The 16,929-nt window shown below is 72.4% G+C and carries 17 protein-coding genes and 1 tRNA gene; 11 read left to right on the top strand and 7 right to left on the bottom strand.

Annotated elements, in window-relative coordinates; all coding sequences use genetic code 11:
* Positions 1 to 2 precede the first annotated feature (2 nt).
* From glp to DQ392_RS05285, 6 genes are all read left to right on the top strand, one after another.
* Entirely contained in the window at positions 3 to 1,343 is a 1,341-nt protein-coding gene (glp, locus tag DQ392_RS05310) for a molybdotransferase-like divisome protein Glp (protein WP_114014293.1), read from the top strand.
* Positions 1,344 to 1,409: 66 nt separating this feature from the next.
* Positions 1,410 to 1,919, top strand: a complete 510-nt coding sequence (gene moaC, locus DQ392_RS05305; protein ID WP_114014292.1) for a cyclic pyranopterin monophosphate synthase MoaC — start codon at positions 1,410 to 1,412, stop codon at positions 1,917 to 1,919.
* Positions 1,916 to 2,572, top strand: coding sequence for a MogA/MoaB family molybdenum cofactor biosynthesis protein (locus DQ392_RS05300; RefSeq protein ID WP_114014291.1), 657 nt, complete (start codon positions 1,916 to 1,918; stop codon positions 2,570 to 2,572). The genes moaC and DQ392_RS05300 overlap by 4 nt, the downstream gene beginning before the upstream one ends.
* Positions 2,569 to 3,198 carry a GNAT family N-acetyltransferase gene (locus tag DQ392_RS05295; RefSeq protein WP_114014290.1) on the top strand — a complete coding sequence of 210 codons (630 nt, stop codon included), beginning with the start codon at positions 2,569 to 2,571 and terminating at the stop codon, positions 3,196 to 3,198. Before DQ392_RS05300 ends, DQ392_RS05295 begins: the two co-directional genes overlap by 4 nt.
* Positions 3,199 to 3,361: 163 nt before the next feature.
* Complete coding sequence (locus DQ392_RS05290) at positions 3,362 to 5,059, top strand: gephyrin-like molybdotransferase receptor GlpR (protein ID WP_114014335.1); 1,698 nt, start codon at positions 3,362 to 3,364, stop codon at positions 5,057 to 5,059.
* Positions 5,060 to 5,167: 108 nt separating this feature from the next.
* Positions 5,168 to 5,241 (top strand) — tRNA-Ala (locus DQ392_RS05285).
* A 320-nt stretch (positions 5,242 to 5,561) separates the two neighbouring features.
* On the opposite strand, the gene DQ392_RS05280 is transcribed toward DQ392_RS05285, so the two are convergent.
* Positions 5,562 to 6,407 (bottom strand): DUF2637 domain-containing protein, encoded by an 846-nt coding sequence (locus DQ392_RS05280; RefSeq protein ID WP_114014289.1) that lies wholly within the window; start codon positions 6,405 to 6,407, stop codon positions 5,562 to 5,564.
* A gap of 649 nt (positions 6,408 to 7,056) precedes the next feature.
* On the opposite strand from DQ392_RS05280, the gene DQ392_RS05275 reads away from it, so the two are divergent.
* Positions 7,057 to 8,214: a macrolide family glycosyltransferase gene (locus DQ392_RS05275; protein ID WP_114014334.1), complete on the top strand. Its 1,158-nt coding sequence runs from the start codon at positions 7,057 to 7,059 to the stop codon at positions 8,212 to 8,214.
* A 133-nt stretch (positions 8,215 to 8,347) separates the two neighbouring features.
* Here DQ392_RS05275 and DQ392_RS05270 read toward each other — a convergent pair whose 3' ends face one another.
* The gene (locus tag DQ392_RS05270) at positions 8,348 to 9,343 is read right to left on the bottom strand and encodes a LysR family transcriptional regulator (protein WP_114014288.1); all 996 of its coding nucleotides are present in this window, start codon (positions 9,341 to 9,343) and stop codon (positions 8,348 to 8,350) included.
* Between the two features lie 133 nt (positions 9,344 to 9,476).
* On the opposite strand from DQ392_RS05270, the gene DQ392_RS05265 reads away from it, so the two are divergent.
* Both DQ392_RS05265 and DQ392_RS05260 read left to right on the top strand, forming a co-directional pair.
* On the top strand, positions 9,477 to 10,148 hold the full coding sequence (locus DQ392_RS05265) for a maleylpyruvate isomerase family mycothiol-dependent enzyme (RefSeq protein ID WP_114014287.1): 672 nt from the start codon (positions 9,477 to 9,479) through the stop codon (positions 10,146 to 10,148).
* 126 nt (positions 10,149 to 10,274) lie between these two features.
* Positions 10,275 to 11,183 (top strand): putative RNA methyltransferase, encoded by a 909-nt coding sequence (locus tag DQ392_RS05260; protein ID WP_114014286.1) that lies wholly within the window; start codon positions 10,275 to 10,277, stop codon positions 11,181 to 11,183.
* A 229-nt stretch (positions 11,184 to 11,412) separates the two neighbouring features.
* Here the strand turns inward: DQ392_RS05260 and DQ392_RS05255 are convergent, their stop codons facing one another.
* The 3 genes from DQ392_RS05255 to DQ392_RS05245 all read right to left on the bottom strand — a co-directional run bounded on the left by DQ392_RS05255 (position 11,413) and on the right by DQ392_RS05245 (position 13,188).
* Positions 11,413 to 11,967: a hypothetical protein gene (locus DQ392_RS05255; protein ID WP_114014285.1), complete on the bottom strand. Its 555-nt coding sequence runs from the start codon at positions 11,965 to 11,967 to the stop codon at positions 11,413 to 11,415.
* 271 nt (positions 11,968 to 12,238) lie between these two features.
* Positions 12,239 to 12,559 (bottom strand): DMT family transporter, encoded by a 321-nt coding sequence (locus DQ392_RS05250; RefSeq protein WP_281272953.1) that lies wholly within the window; start codon positions 12,557 to 12,559, stop codon positions 12,239 to 12,241.
* A 17-nt stretch (positions 12,560 to 12,576) separates the two neighbouring features.
* Positions 12,577 to 13,188 (bottom strand): DUF1269 domain-containing protein, encoded by a 612-nt coding sequence (locus DQ392_RS05245; protein ID WP_114014284.1) that lies wholly within the window; start codon positions 13,186 to 13,188, stop codon positions 12,577 to 12,579.
* A gap of 256 nt (positions 13,189 to 13,444) precedes the next feature.
* On the opposite strand from DQ392_RS05245, the gene DQ392_RS05240 reads away from it, so the two are divergent.
* Positions 13,445 to 14,185, top strand: coding sequence for an ACP S-malonyltransferase (locus DQ392_RS05240; RefSeq protein WP_114014283.1), 741 nt, complete (start codon positions 13,445 to 13,447; stop codon positions 14,183 to 14,185).
* Positions 14,186 to 14,289: 104 nt separating this feature from the next.
* On the opposite strand, the gene DQ392_RS05235 is transcribed toward DQ392_RS05240, so the two are convergent.
* Positions 14,290 to 14,832 carry a GNAT family N-acetyltransferase gene (locus DQ392_RS05235; protein WP_114014282.1) on the bottom strand — a complete coding sequence of 181 codons (543 nt, stop codon included), beginning with the start codon at positions 14,830 to 14,832 and terminating at the stop codon, positions 14,290 to 14,292.
* A 122-nt stretch (positions 14,833 to 14,954) separates the two neighbouring features.
* On the opposite strand from DQ392_RS05235, the gene DQ392_RS05230 reads away from it, so the two are divergent.
* Positions 14,955 to 15,758 (top strand): exodeoxyribonuclease III, encoded by an 804-nt coding sequence (locus DQ392_RS05230; protein ID WP_114014281.1) that lies wholly within the window; start codon positions 14,955 to 14,957, stop codon positions 15,756 to 15,758.
* Positions 15,759 to 15,873: 115 nt separating this feature from the next.
* On the opposite strand, the gene DQ392_RS05225 is transcribed toward DQ392_RS05230, so the two are convergent.
* Positions 15,874 to 16,716: a MerR family transcriptional regulator gene (locus DQ392_RS05225; RefSeq protein ID WP_245981191.1), complete on the bottom strand. Its 843-nt coding sequence runs from the start codon at positions 16,714 to 16,716 to the stop codon at positions 15,874 to 15,876.
* Positions 16,717 to 16,929: the final 213 nt, after the last annotated feature.

Raw genomic sequence — 16,929 nt, 5'->3', positions numbered from 1 at the left:
CCTTGAGCAAGACCTGGTCCGTCGACGAGCATCTGGAGGACATCCTCCGCAGCATCCGTCCGCTGGAACCCATCGAGCTGAACCTGCTGGACGCGCAGGGGTGCGTCCTGGTCGAGGACGTCATCGTCCCGGCGGCCCTTCCGCCGTTCGACAACAGCTCCATGGACGGGTACGCCGTACGGATCGCCGACGTCGAGGGGGCCAGCGAGGAGTTCCCGGCGGTGCTCGGCGTCATCGGCGACATCGCGGCAGGCAGCGCCGGACTGCCCACGGTCTCGTCGGGACAGGCGGCCCGCATCATGACCGGCGCGCCGCTGCCACCGGGCGCCGAGGCCGTCGTCCCGGTCGAGTGGACCGACGGTGGTACGGGCAGCGGCCCGGCGGACGCCATGCGGGCGCACAGCAGCGCCCCGCAGGACGCCTCCGGACAGGTGCGCGTGCACCGCAGCGTCGTGCCGCAACAGCACGTGAGGGCCAAGGGCAGCGACGTCCGCCCTGGCACGGTCGCGCTCCGGGCGGGCACGGTGCTGGGCCCCGCGCAGGTCGGTCTCCTCGCGGCCATCGGACGCGGCGCGGTGACCGTCCGCCCCCGCCCCCGCGTGGTGGTGCTCTCCACCGGCAGCGAACTCGTCGCCCCGGGAGAGCCGTTGGGCCCCGGCCAGATCCACGACGCCAACAGCTTCGTCCTCACAGCCGCGGCCCGCGCGGCGGGAGCCATCCCCTACCGGGTGGGCGCGGTGGCCGACGACGCGGACACGCTCCGCTCGACCGTCGAGGACCAGCTCATCCGCGCCGACCTCCTCGTGACCAGCGGTGGGGTCAGCGTCGGCGCCTACGACGTCGTCAAGGAAGCACTCTCCCGTGTGGAGGCGTTCGGCGCGGACGAGGACGGCGAGCAGACGGACGGCGCCTCGGACGCCGTGGAGTTCCGCAGGCTCGCGATGCAGCCGGGCAAGCCCCAGGGCTTCGGCCTCATCGGCCCCGACCGCACGCCCATCCTCACGCTCCCCGGCAACCCGGTGAGCGCGTACGTCTCCTTCGAACTGTTCGTGCGTCCCGCGGTGCGCGCCCTGATGGGACAGGAACCCGTCCGGCGCCCCACCGTGAGCGCCCGTCTGGCCGGAGAGTCGGAACTGACCTCGCCGGAGGGCAAGCGGCAGTTCCTGCGCGGCGTCTACACCCCGCCCGCCGAGGACGAGGAAACGGGCAGCGTCAGCCCGGTCGGCGGTTCGGGCTCCCACCTGATCGCCGCTCTCGCGCAGGCGGACGCCCTCATCGACATCCCGGAGAAGACGAGCAGGGTCGCACCGGGGCGCGAGGTCACGGTCGTTCCCCTCGACTGACGCGCCGGGCACCGCCCTTGCCCCTGCCGGTACCGTGTTCGGGCACAGCACAGGACCGGGAGAACCATGAGCAGCCCCCAGCAGCACCTCACCCACCTCGACACGTCCGGGGCCGCCCGGATGGTCGACGTGTCGGAGAAGGACGTCACCGCGAGGACGGCCCGCGCCACCGGACGGGTGAGGGTCTCCCCGCAGGTGGTCGCCCTGCTGCGCGGCGAGGGCGTGCCCAAGGGCGACGCTTTGGCGACCGCCCGGATCGCCGGAATCATGGGCGCCAAGAAGACTCCGGAACTCATCCCGCTGTGCCACCCCCTCGCGGTCTCAGGGGTGAAGGTCGAGCTGGCGGTCGCCGACGACGCCGTGGAGATCACCGCCCGGGTGCGGACCACCGACCGCACCGGTGTCGAGATGGAGGCGCTCACCGCCGTGACGGTCGCCGGCCTGACGGTCATCGACATGGTGAAGGCCGTCGACAAGGCGGCGATGATCACGGACGTCAGGGTGGAGGAGAAGAGCGGCGGCAAGTCCGGCGAGTGGACACGCTCGCCGCTCACCGGGGAGGAGGGCGACGCATGAGCGGACACGGCGGCGCTGAACAGCCGGGCGGCACCGGACACGCGGCCACGGGCCCCGCACAGCACGACGCGGGGAACGCGCACCAGGGCGCGGAAGAACCGTCCCACCGGGCTCTCGCCGTGACGGCCTCCAACCGCGCGGCCGCCCAGGTGTACGCGGACAAGGGCGGCCCGCTGCTCGTGGAGGGGCTGACGGCCATGGGGTTCGCCACCGACGGGCCGACGGTGGTGCCGGACGGAGAACCCGTGCGACAGGTACTGAGGGAGGCCGTACGAGCCGGGTACGCGGTCGTCCTCACCACGGGCGGTACCGGCATCAACCCGAACGACCGCACCCCTGAGGTGACCCGCTCGCTGCTGGACTACGAGATCCCTGGTATCGCCGAGGCCATCCGTGCGGAGGGCCGCACGAAGGTCCCCACAGCCTCCCTGTCGCGCGGGGTGGCCGGTGTGGCGGACAGCACCCTCATCGTCAACCTCCCGGGCTCGAGTGGAGGCGTGAAGGACGGACTCGCAGTCCTCGCGGACCTGCTGCCGCACGCCGTCGACCAGATCCACGGCGGCGACCACCCGCAGCACGCCCACACCGAACCGTCCACCGAGCCGAGCGCGTCCCGACAGCCCGGCGACCCCAGAGGGGACGACCACCGCTGAACGCGCCGTGGCCGGCTGAGCTGGCGGACGGTCCCACGGCCCTCCGTCCGATAAAGGTGCGCGATCAGCGTGCTTGGCGGGAGGTGAACCAGCGCAACCGCGACTGGTTGCGCCCCTGGGAGGCGACGATTCCTCCGCCGCCCCCCGGCCATCTGCCGCCGCGGCGTCCCACCTATCGGCAGATGGTGCGCCACCTGCGTGCCGAGGCGCAGGCGGGACGGATGCTGCCTTTCGTCGTGCAGTACGAGGGCAGGCTCGTCGGCCAGCTCACCGTGGCCGGCATCACCTGGGGGTCGATGTGTTCGGGCCATATCGGCTACTGGATCGACCGCGGTGTCGCCGGGAGGGGCGTCATGCCGACGGCGGTGGCGCTCGCCGTGGACCACTGTTTCCGGTCCGTGGGGCTGCACCGTATCGAGGTGTGCATCCGTCCTGAGAACGCGCCCAGCAGACGGGTCGTGGAGAAACTGGGCTTCCGTGAGGAAGGTGTGCGGCCGCGCTATCTGCACATTGACGGCGCCTGGCGGGACCACCTCGTATTCGCGCTGACGGCCGAAGAGGTTCCCGAGGGACTGCTGACCCGGTGGCACCGGTCGCGGCCCGGCCACTCCTCGGAAATGAAATAGACGTTCGAATTGTGGTGTGGAAAGCCGCCTCCCGGTATTAATCGCCCATTTCCTTGCCGCCCGGCCCAGCAATCACAAAAAAAGGTGGAGAGATCAGCCAGATCGTGCGACACACCGGGCTATTTGGCAGATGGGCTCACTCGATCCCCTCTACCGTGTGAGGGTGAGCAGCAGTGGCCTCATCTACGCAGTCATCGTCGGGGCCTGGGCCGCCTACTTGGTGCCGATGTGGCTTCGCCGACAGGACGAGCTGAACGAAGCCCGTCCGACGGAACGCTTCAGCACCGCCATCCGGCTGCTGTCCGGCAAGGCCGGCATGGAGCGCCGCTACGCGCGCGACGCCGAGCGACGCCGGGTGCGCGAGAGGTGGGAGGCGGACGACCCGTACGCGCCGCAGGCCGGCGCCGGCACTGCCGGTGCGTACGACGGTTACGACGGGGACGCGTACCGGAACGACCCGGACGCCGCCGAGGAGTCGGTGGACGTCCGGGCTTTCGCCGACCCCAAGACCATGGTCGGCGCTCCCGGCTCCGAAGCGCCGACCGAGGTACACGCACCCGCTCAGCGCGGCAACGCGCACGACCCCCACCGGCGTGCGCAGCGCGTGGGCCAGGCGCACGCCGGCCCGCACGCTCTCGCACGTCCGGAGGGCCGCGGGACGCAGGAAGGCCACGACCAACCCGGACCCTCCGCCCTGCTCTGCTCCGGTCACGACCGCGGTGACCCGGCGCACGGCGGCCCCGAGCACGACGGCGCGGGGAACGTCCCGGAAAGCGACGACTCCGCCCGCCGGGGCGAGCAACAGGGGGCCGACGACCGTCCCGGACAGGCGTCACGCGAGCAGTCCGCGCAGGCGCGGGCCGCCGCTCTGGCGGGCCGCCGCGACCGACAGGCCAAGCGCGCGAAGCTGCTCGCACGGCGGCGCCGCACGACGATGCTGCTCTTCCTGGCCTTCACCGTCGGCAGCGTCTTCGCCGCCGTGCGCGGGCTCGGCCTCCTGTGGGTCCCCGCCGTTCCGGCCCTCCTGCTGAGCGTCTACATCGCCTACCTCCGCATCCAGGAGCGGCGCAGGTTCGCCGCCGCCATGGACCGTCGCCAGGCGGAAGAGGCAGCCCGCACGTTGCACGCGCGGCGCCGCCGCGACGGGGACTCCGCTCCGGACGGACACCGCCGGGCGGAAGCCTGGCAAGCCGACACCGAGCCCGGCCTCCCGGCCCATGCCGCACACTCCGCGGGGCGGGACTCGCGCCACCCCGCGGCCGCACACCCTCCGACCGGCCCAGGCCCCGAGGGGGCTCGCACCCGGCACGACGGGCAGGGGCCGGAAGGCAGGCGCCCCGCGGACGACTCACCGGGCCAGTCGGCCGACGCCTCCGGGGACGCCCGCCGTCAGGGCGGCACAACCGCGTCCGGCGGCAGGGACGCCCGGCAGGAAGCTGCTCGCGCCCGCGAGGAGGCGGCGCGCGCCCGTGAGGAGGCGGCCCGCCTCCGGGAGGAGCAGGGGGCCGCCGAACGGCGCGCCCTGGTGGAGCAGACCGACCACGCCGAGTGGGTCGACCAGCAGCGTGCCAGGGAGCGTGACTCCTCGGACGGCGAAGGCTGGGACCCTGTCCCCGTGCCGCTGCCCACCTACGTGAGCGCCCCCGTCGCCCCCCGCACCACGCGCGGAGTCGACCTGGAGGCACCGGACGCCTGGAGCTCCGCCCGCTCCAGCACCGCCTCCGCCGCCGACCCACAGGCTGGGGACGGCGACCACCCGGACGCCGAATCCGCCCGCCCCCGGCGCCACCACGACCGGGACCGCACCCCGCTCTTCGACCAGTACGAGGACGAGGCCCGCCCCCGCGCCGCCAACGAGTGACCCTTGGCGGCTGCCCCCCCGGGTCCCGCTCACGGCAGCCCTCGTGACCAGCGAGGGAACGGATTTCCTGCCGGCCCGACGAGGATGCTAGAGTTTCATTCGTCGCAAGGGCCTGTGGCGCAGTCCGGTAGCGCATCTCGTTCGCAACGAGAGGGTCAGGGGTTCAAATCCCCTCAGGTCCACCGCACGTCAGAGTCCCTGTCGGAGTCATCCGGCAGGGACTTTTCGCGTTGTACGGCAGCGACGTGACAGCGGCACCCTCGCGACCGTCGGCAATGCGCACCAGCCGTGCTGGGCGTCCCTCGTTTTCGCGCTCTGTGGGGGTCCGTGCGGGTCTGGGGACGAAGGGCAGCAGAAAGGCGCACACAGGTGCGGACGGCGGGACGGTGTAACCGTCCCGCCGTCCGCACGGAGGGTGGGCGCTCGACGCCACGGGCGGCCGGTGCGTACAGGGCGGCCGGCGGCTCGGTGCCGTCAAGGGGCGTGTTGGTCGCTGGGCCGGTCAGCCCGCCGAGCGGTGGCGGTTGGTGCCCTTGGGCGGCCGGGCGTGGCGGGAGGGCGCGGCCGGCACGGGCGGCAGGTCGAGCTGCCGCACGAGCTGGTGGAAGCAGAGCAGGGCAGTGATCGGGGGGAGTCCCGCCACCGCGATGCCGGCCGGGGTGGCGGGCGCGTCGGCGACGCACAGCAGTGAGGCGACGGCGGCGAAGAACAGTACGACGAGCCAGGAGTGCACGGTGCGGCGGCGGTAGGCGCGGGTGCGCAGGATCGACAGTGTGGCGGCGACCCAGGGGGCGTAGATCAGCAGCGGCCAGGCGTGGGCGACGCCGGGGGGCGCGGACTCCTGCGCGAGGCTGTAGAGGGAGGGGTAGGACGCCTTGGCGCCCAGGAAGCTGACCAGGAGCACGATCATCGCTGTGAGGGTGATGGAGAACGCGCTCAGGGCGCGCCGCCAGGTCAGGTCGGACCTGTGCTGCTGCTTCACCCGCTCGAGGGGGCCGTCCTTGCGGTGTCTTGCCCGGGTGAGGGCGGCCTCCGTGTCGGCGAGGGAATGCTGTTCGACCGTGTTGAGGAAACGGGCGAGCTCCGTCTCCAGGTCGGTGTGCTCGGCCTGCTCCCGGTACTCGTCGCGCTCGGGGTGCGGCGAGGAGAAGCGGGTGAGGCCGAGGGTTCCGGTGTCGGTCAGGCCCGTCGCGGCGCCGGCACGGGGGTAGGCGTCGTGCATGAACGCGGAAGTGCCCTCCCCGTACGCCGCGTTCACGTCCACGAAGGGTGGCTTGCGCGGCCCGGGCAGGCCGGCGTCCGGTTCACGGGGCGCGTAGGACGCGTACGTGTGCGACGTCTCGGTCAAGACTGAACTCTCTTCTCTGAGGGCAGGTTCAGACGACGGTGCCGGGAAGCGGTCCGACCCGCGCACGCGCTGTCGGAAGTGGCCCCCCGGCAGCGGTTCCCGTGCCGTACGTGGCGACCAGTGGCCGCCCGCGGTGACCGGCTTGGATGGGCGGATACGACCGTTTCGGTCACAACTCGTCAACGACTACTCCAGCCAGCGGAAACCCCTGTTCGCAGTACTCAGACTTATGAGCATGCGGTTGTCAGGTCGCGATTAATCCGTGCGTGGCCGGCCGCTACGGCATTAGAGTGAGGCACATGTACTTTCACCAGATCTACGGCTGACGCGCGCGGGGCGACGCCCCGTCCCGCAGTGGCGCGCCGGGTGTGTTATCGCACTCCGGCCCGCTGAGTGTGTCCATTCCGTCACAAGAGCACCCGCCACAGGTATGCCCCTGTGAGGCGAGGCCCCTCGGCCTGTGAGGCCCGTGAGGTCGTGCGCCGCCGGGTGCCGCGGCGGAGATCCGTAGACCTGAAACGAGTGATCACTCATGACCCGCACCCCGCACGCCTCCGCCCAGGCGTCACGAGCCTCCCAGGATCCGCAAGCCGAGGTCCGTCCGGACGTTCCGGCGTTCCCTCGCGCCGCCCGGCCCGGTCATCTGGCGATGATCGGCATTCCCGCCGTCAGCCATGTGCTGCCCAGCCTGGAGGTCGTCCGGGCGCTCGTCGCGCGTGGCCACCGGGTGACGTACGCCAACGACCCGGCCGTCGCCGATCTGGTGACCTCCACCGGCGCGGAGTTCCTGCCGTACCACTCCACGCTGCCCGTGGCCGACAACACGTGGCCGGAGGACCCCATCGCCGCCATGGAGGTCTTCCTCGACGACTCGATCGGCGCGCTGCCCCAGCTGCGTGCCCTCTACGACCAGGACCGCCCCGATCTCTATCTGCACGACATCGGCGCCATGGCGACGCGGGCCCTGGCCGAGGCGCAGAGCCGCCCGGTGATGCAGCTCTCGCCCACGTTCGTCGCCTGGGACAGCTATCAAGACGACATCGGGGCGCACCTGTGGGCGCTGCCGGGCGCCGACGCCTACCTGGCCAAATACGCTTCCTGGCTGGCGGGTTGCGGCGCCACCACGACGGATGTCGCCACGTACATGAGTCTGCCCCCGCGGGCGCTGGCGCTGATCCCCCGCGTCATGCAGCCGAAGGCCGACGAGGTGGACAGCGAGCGTGCCAGCTTCGTCGGTCCCTGCTTCGGTGCTCCCGGGGCGCGCGGCACCTGGCAGCGTCCGGAGGGCGCCGAGCGGGTGCTGCTGGTCTCGCTGGGTTCCGCCTACACCCGCCAGCCGGAGTTCTACCGGCGCTGTGTGGCGGCGTTCGGCGGGCTGCCCGGCTGGCACGTCGTGTTGCAGATCGGCAAGTACACGGAGCCGGCGCAGCTGGGGCCCGTTCCCGGCAACGTGGAAGTGCACTCGTGGGTGCCGCAGTTGGCGATCCTCGAGCAGGCCGACGCCTTCGTCACGCACGCCGGGATGGGCGGCAGCGCGGAGGGGCTGCTGACCGCGACGCCGATGATCGCCGTACCGCAGGGAGCGGAGCAGTTCGACAACGCGGACCGACTGGTGTCCCTGGGGGTCGCGCGGCGGATCGACACCGAGGAGGCCACTCCCGAACGGCTGCGCGCGGCCCTGACCGCCCTCGCCGACGATCCGGAGGTAGCACGCCGATCGGCCGGACTGAGCGCCCAGGCACGCGCTGAGGGCGGTACGCGGCGCGCCGTGGAACTCATCGAGGAGTACGCCGGGATCGGCGACTGAGGTCTCGCGGACCCTGAGGCGGTCGGCTCGGAACCCTCCGGAGGGTTCCGAGCCACCGGGCCGGGAAGCACCGTTGCCATTGGTGCAGGCAAGGCCGTCGGTGCCTGTGCCCCCACGGTCTGCGGAAAGCAGCTCACCGTCTCCACTCCTCCAAGGCGTCGGGCCCGCCGTCCGAGCGCGGTGTGGTGAGCGCTGCTCGCAGGGGCGCCAGCAGTGCGCGGGCCGCGGGGCTCGCGGGGCCTCCGGTGCGCCACGTGAGGCCGATCCGGGCGCGGGCCTCCGGGGCCGGGCGCAGGGTGCGCAGGCCGAGGGGAAACGCCGCCTCAGGCGGCATGCCCGGTACGACGGCGACGCCCAGCCCACGCGCCGCCAGCTGCGCGAGCAGTGGCGGCGCCGCGGCCTCGAAGGCGACCCGCGGCTGGAAACCCGCCTGCGCGCACACCTGTTCCAGCACGCCGCGCAGCCCCGTTCCGCGGGGCAGGCTGATCAGGGCGCGGTCCCGCAGGGCCGTCCAGCGCAGGGGCCTGGTTTCCGACAGCAGCGGGTCGTCGGGCGCGACGGCGACGACCACCGGCTCGTCGACCACGATGTCCGCGTCGGTGCCCGGCGGCGGGTGCCCGTCGGGCAGTCCGGCGACCGCGATGTCGAGTGCGCCGTGGCGCAGTGCGCGCAGCATGCGGTCCGAGGTGTCCTCGGTGAGTGCGATCTCCACGTGCGGGTGCTCGTCGTGGAAGTCGGCCAGTACGGAGGCGATGTCGAACCTGCCCCGGGCGTCCGTCGCGCCGGAGACGAGTCCGACGGAGACATGTCCGCGCAGCAGCCCGGTGAAGGCGTCAGCGGCGTGCCGGACGTTCTCGACGGCCTCCAGCGCGGCCCGGGCGTACGGCAGCACGGCCTCGCCGACCCGGGTGGGCGTCACGGGCCGGCCCGCACGAGGGGAGCCGCCGGAGCGGCCGGTGCCGGAGCGTCCGGCGCCGGAACGGTCCAGCAGCACGTGGCCCAACTCGCGTTCGAGCTGCCGTATGCGGGCGCTGACGCCCGGCTGGGCCAGGTGCAGACGGGCCGCGGCACGGGTGAAGCTGCCCTCTTCGGCGACAGCGGCGAAGAGCTGGAGCTGACGTAGGTCCATGGGAAACAGGCTAGACAGCTCATAACCGGCGCTTCTGCACAGGAGAAGAAGCCTGTCTTGGACTTATACCTCGGAGGCCACCCAGGCTGGGGAGGGAACAGCACAACGGGTCGACAGGGGAGGCGGGAGCGGCGTGGACATCAGGGGTGCGATCGCAGACGAACGCGTGGAACTCGCCGCGCTGTTGGACGGGCTGACGGAGGAGCAATGGGAGGCACCCTCACTGTGCACAGGGTGGCGCGTGCGCGAAGTGGCCGCCCACATGTCGTTCGGATTCCGCACAGGGCGCGCCCAGATGGTGCGCGAACTCCTCCGGGCACGCGGCCGGCTGCACAGGATGACCGACACGTGCGCCCGTCGGGACGCCGCCGCCATGAGCGAGGCGGAGCTGGCGGCGGCTCTGCGGGACAACGCCCACCACCCCTGGACACCGCCCGTGGGCGGTCCGACGGCGGCGCTGGGACACGACGTGGTGCACGGGCTGGACATCACCGTCGCACTGGGGCACGAGCGGCGCGTTCCCCTGGAACGCGTCCGCCTGCTGCTGGAGGGCGTCACACCGCGGAGCCTGAAGTTCTTCGGCGCCGACCTCACGGGCGTCGCGTTGCGCGCGGACGATCTCGAGTGGTCGTACGGTGGCGCCTCCGGCATGCCGGTCCGCGGCGCGGCACAGGACCTGCTGCTCGTCGCCTTCGGGCGCGCCCTGCCGCCGGGCAGGCTGCGGGGCGAGGCGGCGGACCGGTTCTCCGGGGCGTTCCGCGAGCGTCCGCAGGGGGAGTCCGGAGAATCCCCTCAGCGCCCGTAGTCCCCGGCAACGCTCCCGTATGCACCCTGGCGGTACGTCCGGCTTCCCCCGCGGTGCCCGAGGGCGCGTGGCGGTGGGAAACACGGCGGTAGCCTGGGAGGCCGCCCGCTGCCCGAGAGAGCCCCGATGTCCGAACCGCCGATCGCCGGCCAGGAAACCGCCCGCCGTGACGTCAGCGCCTGGCGTGGTCCGTGGGAGCTGCTGGCGGGCAGCGTCGTCCGGTGCCCCGTCTGCCAGGGGCCGCTCGATGTGACGGACCGGTCACTGCGCTGCGCGGGACGGCACACCTTCGACGTGGCACGCCAGGGATACGTCAGCCTGCTGTCCGGCGCGAAGCGCACGGTCAACGCCGACAGCGCGGCCATGGTGGGGGCGCGGACGGAATTTCTGGCCGCGGGGCACTACGGGCCGCTCACGGACGCTCTCGCGCGGACCGCTGCCTCGCTGGACCTGCCCGCGGGGAGCACGGTTCTCGATGCCGGGGCCGGTACGGGGCACTACCTCGCGGCCGTGCTGGACGCGGCGCCGGGCGCGGTCGGGCTGGCGTTGGACACGTCGCAGTACGCGCTGCGCCGCGCCGCGCGGACACATCCCCGGGCGGGCGCGGCGAGCTGGGACGTCTGGCGGCCGTTCCCCGTCGAGGACGGGTGCGTGGACGTCGTCCTCAACGTGTTCGCCCCGCGCAACGGTGCGGAGTTCCACCGGGTGCTGCGTCCTGGGGGAGCCCTGCTGGTCGTGACACCGACCCGGCGGCACCTGGCTGAACTACGGGAGCGGCTGGGCCTGCTGGAGATCGACCCGGAGAAGGAAGAGCGTCTGGAGCGCACCCTGAGCGCACGTTTCGCGAGGGAGTGCGCGAAGGCCCTGGAGTACACCGTGGAGATGTCGCGGCAGGACGTGGAAAACCTCGTCTTCATGGGGCCCACCGCGCGCCACGTCGAGCCGGACGAGCTGCGGGCGCGCGTGAGCGCGCTGTCCGAACCGGTCCGGGTCACCGCCTCTTTCGCGACAGCCCTCTACAGGGCGCAGCCGTAAGAGTGCGCCGAGCGCGCCATGAGCCGGACAGCGCTCCGGCGCCCGGGCGCGCACCGGCGCCGCTGCCGGGACGGGCGCGGCGCAGGCCACGCGACGGCCCCACAGGTGCGCCCAGTGCGCACCATGACACTGGGCGCACTGGGCGCACTGGGCGCACTGGGCGCACTGGGCGCACTGGACGCGCTGTGCGCCCCTTGCCGGAGCGCCTGCCGACGGTCTTCCTGCCGGGCTAGCAGCCGCCGCAGTTGTAGTAGGTGACGTCCCAGTGGTTGCCCTCGCGGTAGTAGACGTTCCCGGAGCCCGACTTCCACTTCGAACCGCCGATGGAGGTGAAGGTGCCGGTGATGTAGTTGTCCAGGCAGCTGGAGAGCGACATGTCGAGCTTGTAGCCGTTCCAGTGGCTGTACGTGCCCGAGGCGTGGCCCGTCTCCGTGCCGCCGGTGAGACGGACGGCACAGCCGGACGCGCTCTTCAGGGTGACCGCGCCGTCCGCCGTCTGGGAACGCAGCCCGTCGAACGAGGTGCAGGTCGGGGTGTTGCGGTCCGAACAGCCGCCGCTGGAGGTCCAGGTGATACCCGCGCCGCGGAACTTGGCGGTCGCCTGCGCGTGCGTGAGCTTGGCGAGGAGCTGGGGGGCCGCTGCGGCGGGCGGCGCGGAGCTGCGGGACACGTCCGCGGGGGACGCTCCCGCGGCGGCCTGCGCGCTCCCCGCGCCGGTGAGCGTCAAAGCGGCGGCTGCGGCGGTTCCGAGGAGGGCGGTGAGGGCACGGCGTGTGGGGGTCATGGGCCTGCCTTTCGGAGCGGGGCGGCGGGCGGGCGAGGCGGGAGAAGCAGCCGGCTGCCGTCCGCCGGTCCCCTGGCTGGAGAAGAGCGGGACGGTGGTGCGCGGGCGTCAACCTAATGAGCTGGCAGGGACATGTAAAGAACCCGCAAAAGTGGTGTGACCTCTGGCGGAGAAGGCCGGCCGCGCCGCCGAGCGGACGCTCTGGGCAGGGCGCGCCGACAGGGGCGAGGTGTCGCCCGTCGCAGTCGTCGCCGTCGCGCCTGTGGCGGTCTCAGTGGAGCAGCTTCAATCCCACCACTCCGCCGACGATGAGCAGCAGACACATAAGCCGCGTCACCGTCGCCGAGTCGCCCAGCACCGCCATCCCGTAGAGCGCGGTTCCGACCGCGCCGATCCCCACCCACACCGCGTACGCCGTGCCGAGGGGGATCTGCGACACGGCGTAGGACAGTCCCGCCATGCTGGCGGCGAGGGCGACGAGGAAGAGGAGAGAGGGCCACAGACGGCTGAAGTTCTTCGACGCCTCCAGAGCCGTCGCCCACAGGGTCTCCAGGCATCCGGAAACGATCAGTACGCCCCACGCCAGGCCCATGCCCTGATCCTTCCGTGCTACCGCCGCCACCAGTGCTCCTCCCCGCCGCTCTCCCGCGCGCTCTCGCCCTCCCCCGAGGGACCGGCCTCGTGCCCGGTGATCGGCCCCGTGGGGGCGTCCGACGCGTTCGGCGGCACCTGCGGACTCGAGAGCGTGTCCTCCAGGTCCCTGCGGACCCGGGAAGCCAGGTAGCGGCTCACTCCGGGCCCCAGAGCCGCGTCGGCCGGGTCGGTGGACTCCTCGTCGAGGTCCGCCACCACCACGGTGCTGCCCGGCGGGATCTCCGCCGTCAACTCCTCCAGGCCCTCGTTCGTCTCGATCACCCGTCGCGCGTCGTGCCCGCCGCCGATGAGGCCGCCGGCGCCGAACCCCAGCAGCGCCCCCGCAGGGCCTCCCATCAGCCCCACGAGGGCACCGATCAGACCGCCGACGGCGAAGCCGGTGGCGCTGCCGGTGTCGTCCACCTCGCCGACGATCTCCGCCTCCCCTTCCGCGTTCCGTCCGATCACGCGCGCCTCGCGCAGCGCGACCGTTCCGGCGCGGTGCGCGGCCTCCAGCCTGTCGAGCGCACGCAGTGCCGCCTGGGTGCCGCGTTCGGTGAAATCGGCGAACACGATGTATTCCGTCATACGCCCACCATCGGCGCTCCGTGGACGCTCGGCATCCGCAGCGGGCGGCGACCGGACGACGGGGCGCCCGGAGGGACGACGAGGGGATGTCCGGAGGGGGACGGCGGGACGTCCGAAGGGGACGGTGGGACGTCCAAAGGGGGTGACGACGCGACGACGGGACCACGGGACATCCGAGGCAACCGGAGGGTGGTCGGGGCAGGGCGTGTGGGAGGGGTGGCTGGCATAGCGGGGCCGGGCAGGAAAGGGTGGCCGCATGAACGTCGCGTTCCTCTTTCCCGGTACCGGCTCGCTGCGGCCGGGCACGCTGCACCGGTTGCCCGACACCGCCGCGTCGGCGACCGTACTGGCCGAGGCCGAGTGCGAGCACCCCGGAGGGGTCGCGGAGCTCGACACCGCGGACGCGCTCGCGTCGTCCGAGGTGGCACGGCACGTCTGCCTGCTGATCGCCGGTGTGGCCGGGGCCCGCGCGCTCACGGAGGACGAGGAGGTGCGGCCCGCTGTGGTGACGGGACACGGGGCCGGCGCCTTCGCCGCCGCCGTATCCGCTGGGCTGCTCACTCTTTCGGAGGCGCTGCGGGCGGTCAGGATCCGCGCCGAACTGCTGGAGCGGGCGCAGGAGCCCCCGCACGATCTCGGCATCCGCATGGCACAGCACCTGGCCACCGTGCGGCGCCGCCCGCACGAGCTGCCGTACGTGACGTGCACCGGCGGGGCGTGCCTGACAGGCGACGCGAACGGGGTCTTCGACGATCTGGCCAGGTCGGTCGCGCTGCCGGTGCGCTGGACGGAGACCGTCACGGCACTGCGGGAGAGCGGCGCCGAGCGCTGGATCGAGATGCCGCCGGGGCGCGCCCTGACCGCTGCGCTGGAGGGTGTCGAAAACGGCTCTGTGCGAGTGGCCTCGATGGAGGATCTGGGCATCGCGGTCGCGGCGGAGTTCGCCCGGGGCGAGCCGGAGACTCCCCCCGTGGACGACGTTCCCGAGGAAGGCTGACGGACCAGGACGTCGCCCCAGGCCGGCGCATCAGGTCAGCGAACAGGATTCCCGTAGAGGGCCGGATTCACAGAGGGGGACCGGGTTCCCGCAGGGGAGCGGACTCACAAAGGGGTGTCGTCCAGTGACTTCTCGAAGCACCGGCTCTCCTCGTGGAACCGGTAGTGCCCGAATTTCTCCCGCGCCGGCCCGTAGCCGGAAGAGGTGTACAGCGCGATCGCCTCCGGCTGGTGGACGCCGGTTTCCAGCACCATGCGCGTCCGCCCCGCCTCGCGGGCATCGTCTTCGAGCAGGGCGAGGATGCGCCGCGCCAGGCCGTGTCCACGTGCGTCGGGCACGACGTACATGCGCTTGAGCTCGGCGTCGCCGTCCGCGTAGTTCTCCCCGTCCTCGTCGGAGCCGCCCTCGTTGCCGTCGCCGGCCGCCGTACGGCCGGCGTCCATGGCGCGCCAGCCACCCGTGGCGACGGGCTGCTGCGCGTCGTCGTAGGCCAGGAGATACAGGCCGCGCGGGGGCCGGAACATCGCCGGGGCCAGCGGGGTCGCGTCGCCTTCCGGGTCGCCGTAGCGCTGTGTGTATTCCTGGAGCACGAGGTCGTTGAGTTTCCGCGCGTCCGGGTGGTCGAAGGGGACCGGAACGATCTGCATACGGGAAAGCGTAAGCGGACACCGGCGGGCGTCGACGGCCACGGGCGGAGCTCCTGGCCCGTGGGGAGCGGGGGCGTGCCACGTAGGGTGCGGGTAGTCCGGGAGTCCACGGGGAGCACGTTTTGCGCAAGGTGAGCACGGTCAACGTCAATGGGCTGCGGGCCGCGGCCAAGAAGGGCTACGCGGAGTGGCTGGCGGCCACGGAAGCGGACGTCGTCTGCCTCCAGGAGGTCAGGGCGGAGCCCGAGCAGCTGCCGGAGGCGGTCAGGGCCCCCGAGGGATGGCACGCGTTCTGGGCGCCCTCGTCGGCCAAGGGGCGGTCGGGTGTGGCGTTGCTCACGCGGCGCGAGCCGGACGCCGTCAGGGTGGGGTTCGGTGTCTCCGAGTTCGATGCCGCCGGCCGGTATGTGGAGGTCGATCTGCCGGGCGTGACCGTCGCCAGCCTCTACCTGCCCTCCGGAGAGGTCGGTACGGAGCGGCAGGACGAGAAGGAACGCTTCATGGCGGCTTTCCTGCCCTACCTGTGCGCTCTCAGGGAGCGGGCGGCGGCGTCCGGGCGGGAGGTGCTGGTCTGCGGTGACTGGAACATCGCGCACCAGGAGGCCGACTTGAAGAACTGGCGCGGCAACAAGAAGAACTCGGGGTTCCTGCCCGAGGAGCGGTCCTGGCTCTCGCGGGTGTTCGACCCCGAGGACGGTGGCTACACGGACGTGGTCCGCTCGCTGCACCCCGAGGTGGCGGGGCCCTACTCGTGGTGGTCGTACCGGGGGCGGGCCTTCGACAACGACACGGGCTGGCGCATCGACTACCACGTCTCCACGCCGGGTCTGGCCGGGCGGGCGCTGAAGGCATACGTCGAGCGTGCGGCCACCCACACGGAGCGGTGGAGCGACCACGCCCCGGTGACGGTCGACTTCGGCCCTTGACGTCTCCGATGCCCGTGGCGCCCTGGATGCGCGTGTTGCCCCGGAAACCCTGACGTCCCAGACGCCCCTGACGCCCCTACCGCCCACGGGCCCAGCCCTTCCCGGACGGAAGAACCTAGCCCTCGGCTCCGTCCGCGCGGTCGTGCTCTTCCCGCTCCGTGCGGTTGTCACGCAGCCACCCCTCCAGCTCTGCCCGCACCCGGCGGTCCAGGGCGAGGCCCAGTTCGGCTTCGACGATCTGTCTGGCGGTGGGGGCGACACGGGTGAGGAGGTCGTTGAGGGCGGCCGGGTCGCTGCTCTCCTGGCGGGGGAGCAGGTGGGTGCGGAAGAGGCGGGCGAAGAGGGCGGCGATCTCGTCGGTGTGCTCGCGCAGTGCGCGTCCCGCCTCCAGCACGTCGGCCAGGGGGATGCCTTTGGCGACGAGTTCCGCCGACCCGTCGAGCAGGCGCCGACTGGTGTGCACGAACTCGTCGCCGTCGATGGCGACGTAGCCGATGTCCAGGGAGGCGGCCAGGTTGTCGACGGTCACCTGGCCCTGGAAGTAGTCGGCGAGTTCCTCCGGAGTGAGGCGGACGGGGGTCTCCTCGGAGAAGGGGGTGACCAGGGCGGAGTCGAGGCCCATGACCTCGGCGGCGGAACGGGCGTCGCGGCCCTTCTCGAAGGCGTCGAGCAGGTCGGCGATCCCGCCGAGGGTGTGGCCGCGTGAGAGCAGCGCGGTGATGCTGCGCAGCCGGGCGAGGTGGTGTGCGTCGTACCAGGCGATGCGGCCCTCGCGGCGCGGCGGCGGGAGGAGTTTGCGTTCGCGGTAGAAGCGAAGCGTGCGGGTGGTGATGCCGGCCGCTGCTGCCAGTTCGTGGGCGCGGAACTCCCGCTGGGGCGGGGTGGATCCGCCGTCCGCTGGGTCCGTGCTCCGGCTGCCCGGCTCGTCCGTCGTGTGTTGCTCGTTCGCGCTCGCCACGTGCCACAGCCTAGGCGGCGCCTGCCGTCCGGCGACCCGGTGCGACCGCCGGTAACTTTCTCGCCCTCGACCCCTACCCATGAGTATGCGGCTGCTCTACTCTCAGACCGTGCCAGTGATTACTGGCACGGTCATACGGCAGGCGCCAAACGGCACCACACAGCACCAGGCACACAGCGCTCAGCGCACGGATGCGACAGACCTCGGGAGGCG

The organism is Streptomyces reniochalinae, assembly GCF_003323735.1.
GTDB lineage: Bacteria > Actinomycetota > Actinomycetes > Streptomycetales > Streptomycetaceae > Streptomyces > Streptomyces reniochalinae.
This window is presented reverse-complemented; position numbering and strand designations above follow the sequence as displayed.

Coding starts and splice junctions, on each gene's coding strand:
- moaC (WP_114014292.1), top strand. CDS start 1,410: ATGAGCAGCCCCCAGCAGCACCTCACCCACCTCGACACGTCCGGGGCC.
- DQ392_RS05300 (WP_114014291.1), top strand. CDS start 1,916: ATGAGCGGACACGGCGGCGCTGAACAGCCGGGCGGCACCGGACACGCG.
- DQ392_RS05275 (WP_114014334.1), top strand. CDS start 7,057: ATGATCGGCATTCCCGCCGTCAGCCATGTGCTGCCCAGCCTGGAGGTC.
- DQ392_RS05270 (WP_114014288.1), bottom strand. CDS start 9,343: ATGGACCTACGTCAGCTCCAGCTCTTCGCCGCTGTCGCCGAAGAGGGC.
- DQ392_RS05260 (WP_114014286.1), top strand. CDS start 10,275: ATGTCCGAACCGCCGATCGCCGGCCAGGAAACCGCCCGCCGTGACGTC.
- DQ392_RS05255 (WP_114014285.1), bottom strand. CDS start 11,967: ATGACCCCCACACGCCGTGCCCTCACCGCCCTCCTCGGAACCGCCGCA.
- DQ392_RS05250 (WP_281272953.1), bottom strand. CDS start 12,559: ATGGGCCTGGCGTGGGGCGTACTGATCGTTTCCGGATGCCTGGAGACC.
- DQ392_RS05245 (WP_114014284.1), bottom strand. CDS start 13,188: ATGACGGAATACATCGTGTTCGCCGATTTCACCGAACGCGGCACCCAG.
- DQ392_RS05240 (WP_114014283.1), top strand. CDS start 13,445: ATGAACGTCGCGTTCCTCTTTCCCGGTACCGGCTCGCTGCGGCCGGGC.
- DQ392_RS05235 (WP_114014282.1), bottom strand. CDS start 14,832: ATGCAGATCGTTCCGGTCCCCTTCGACCACCCGGACGCGCGGAAACTC.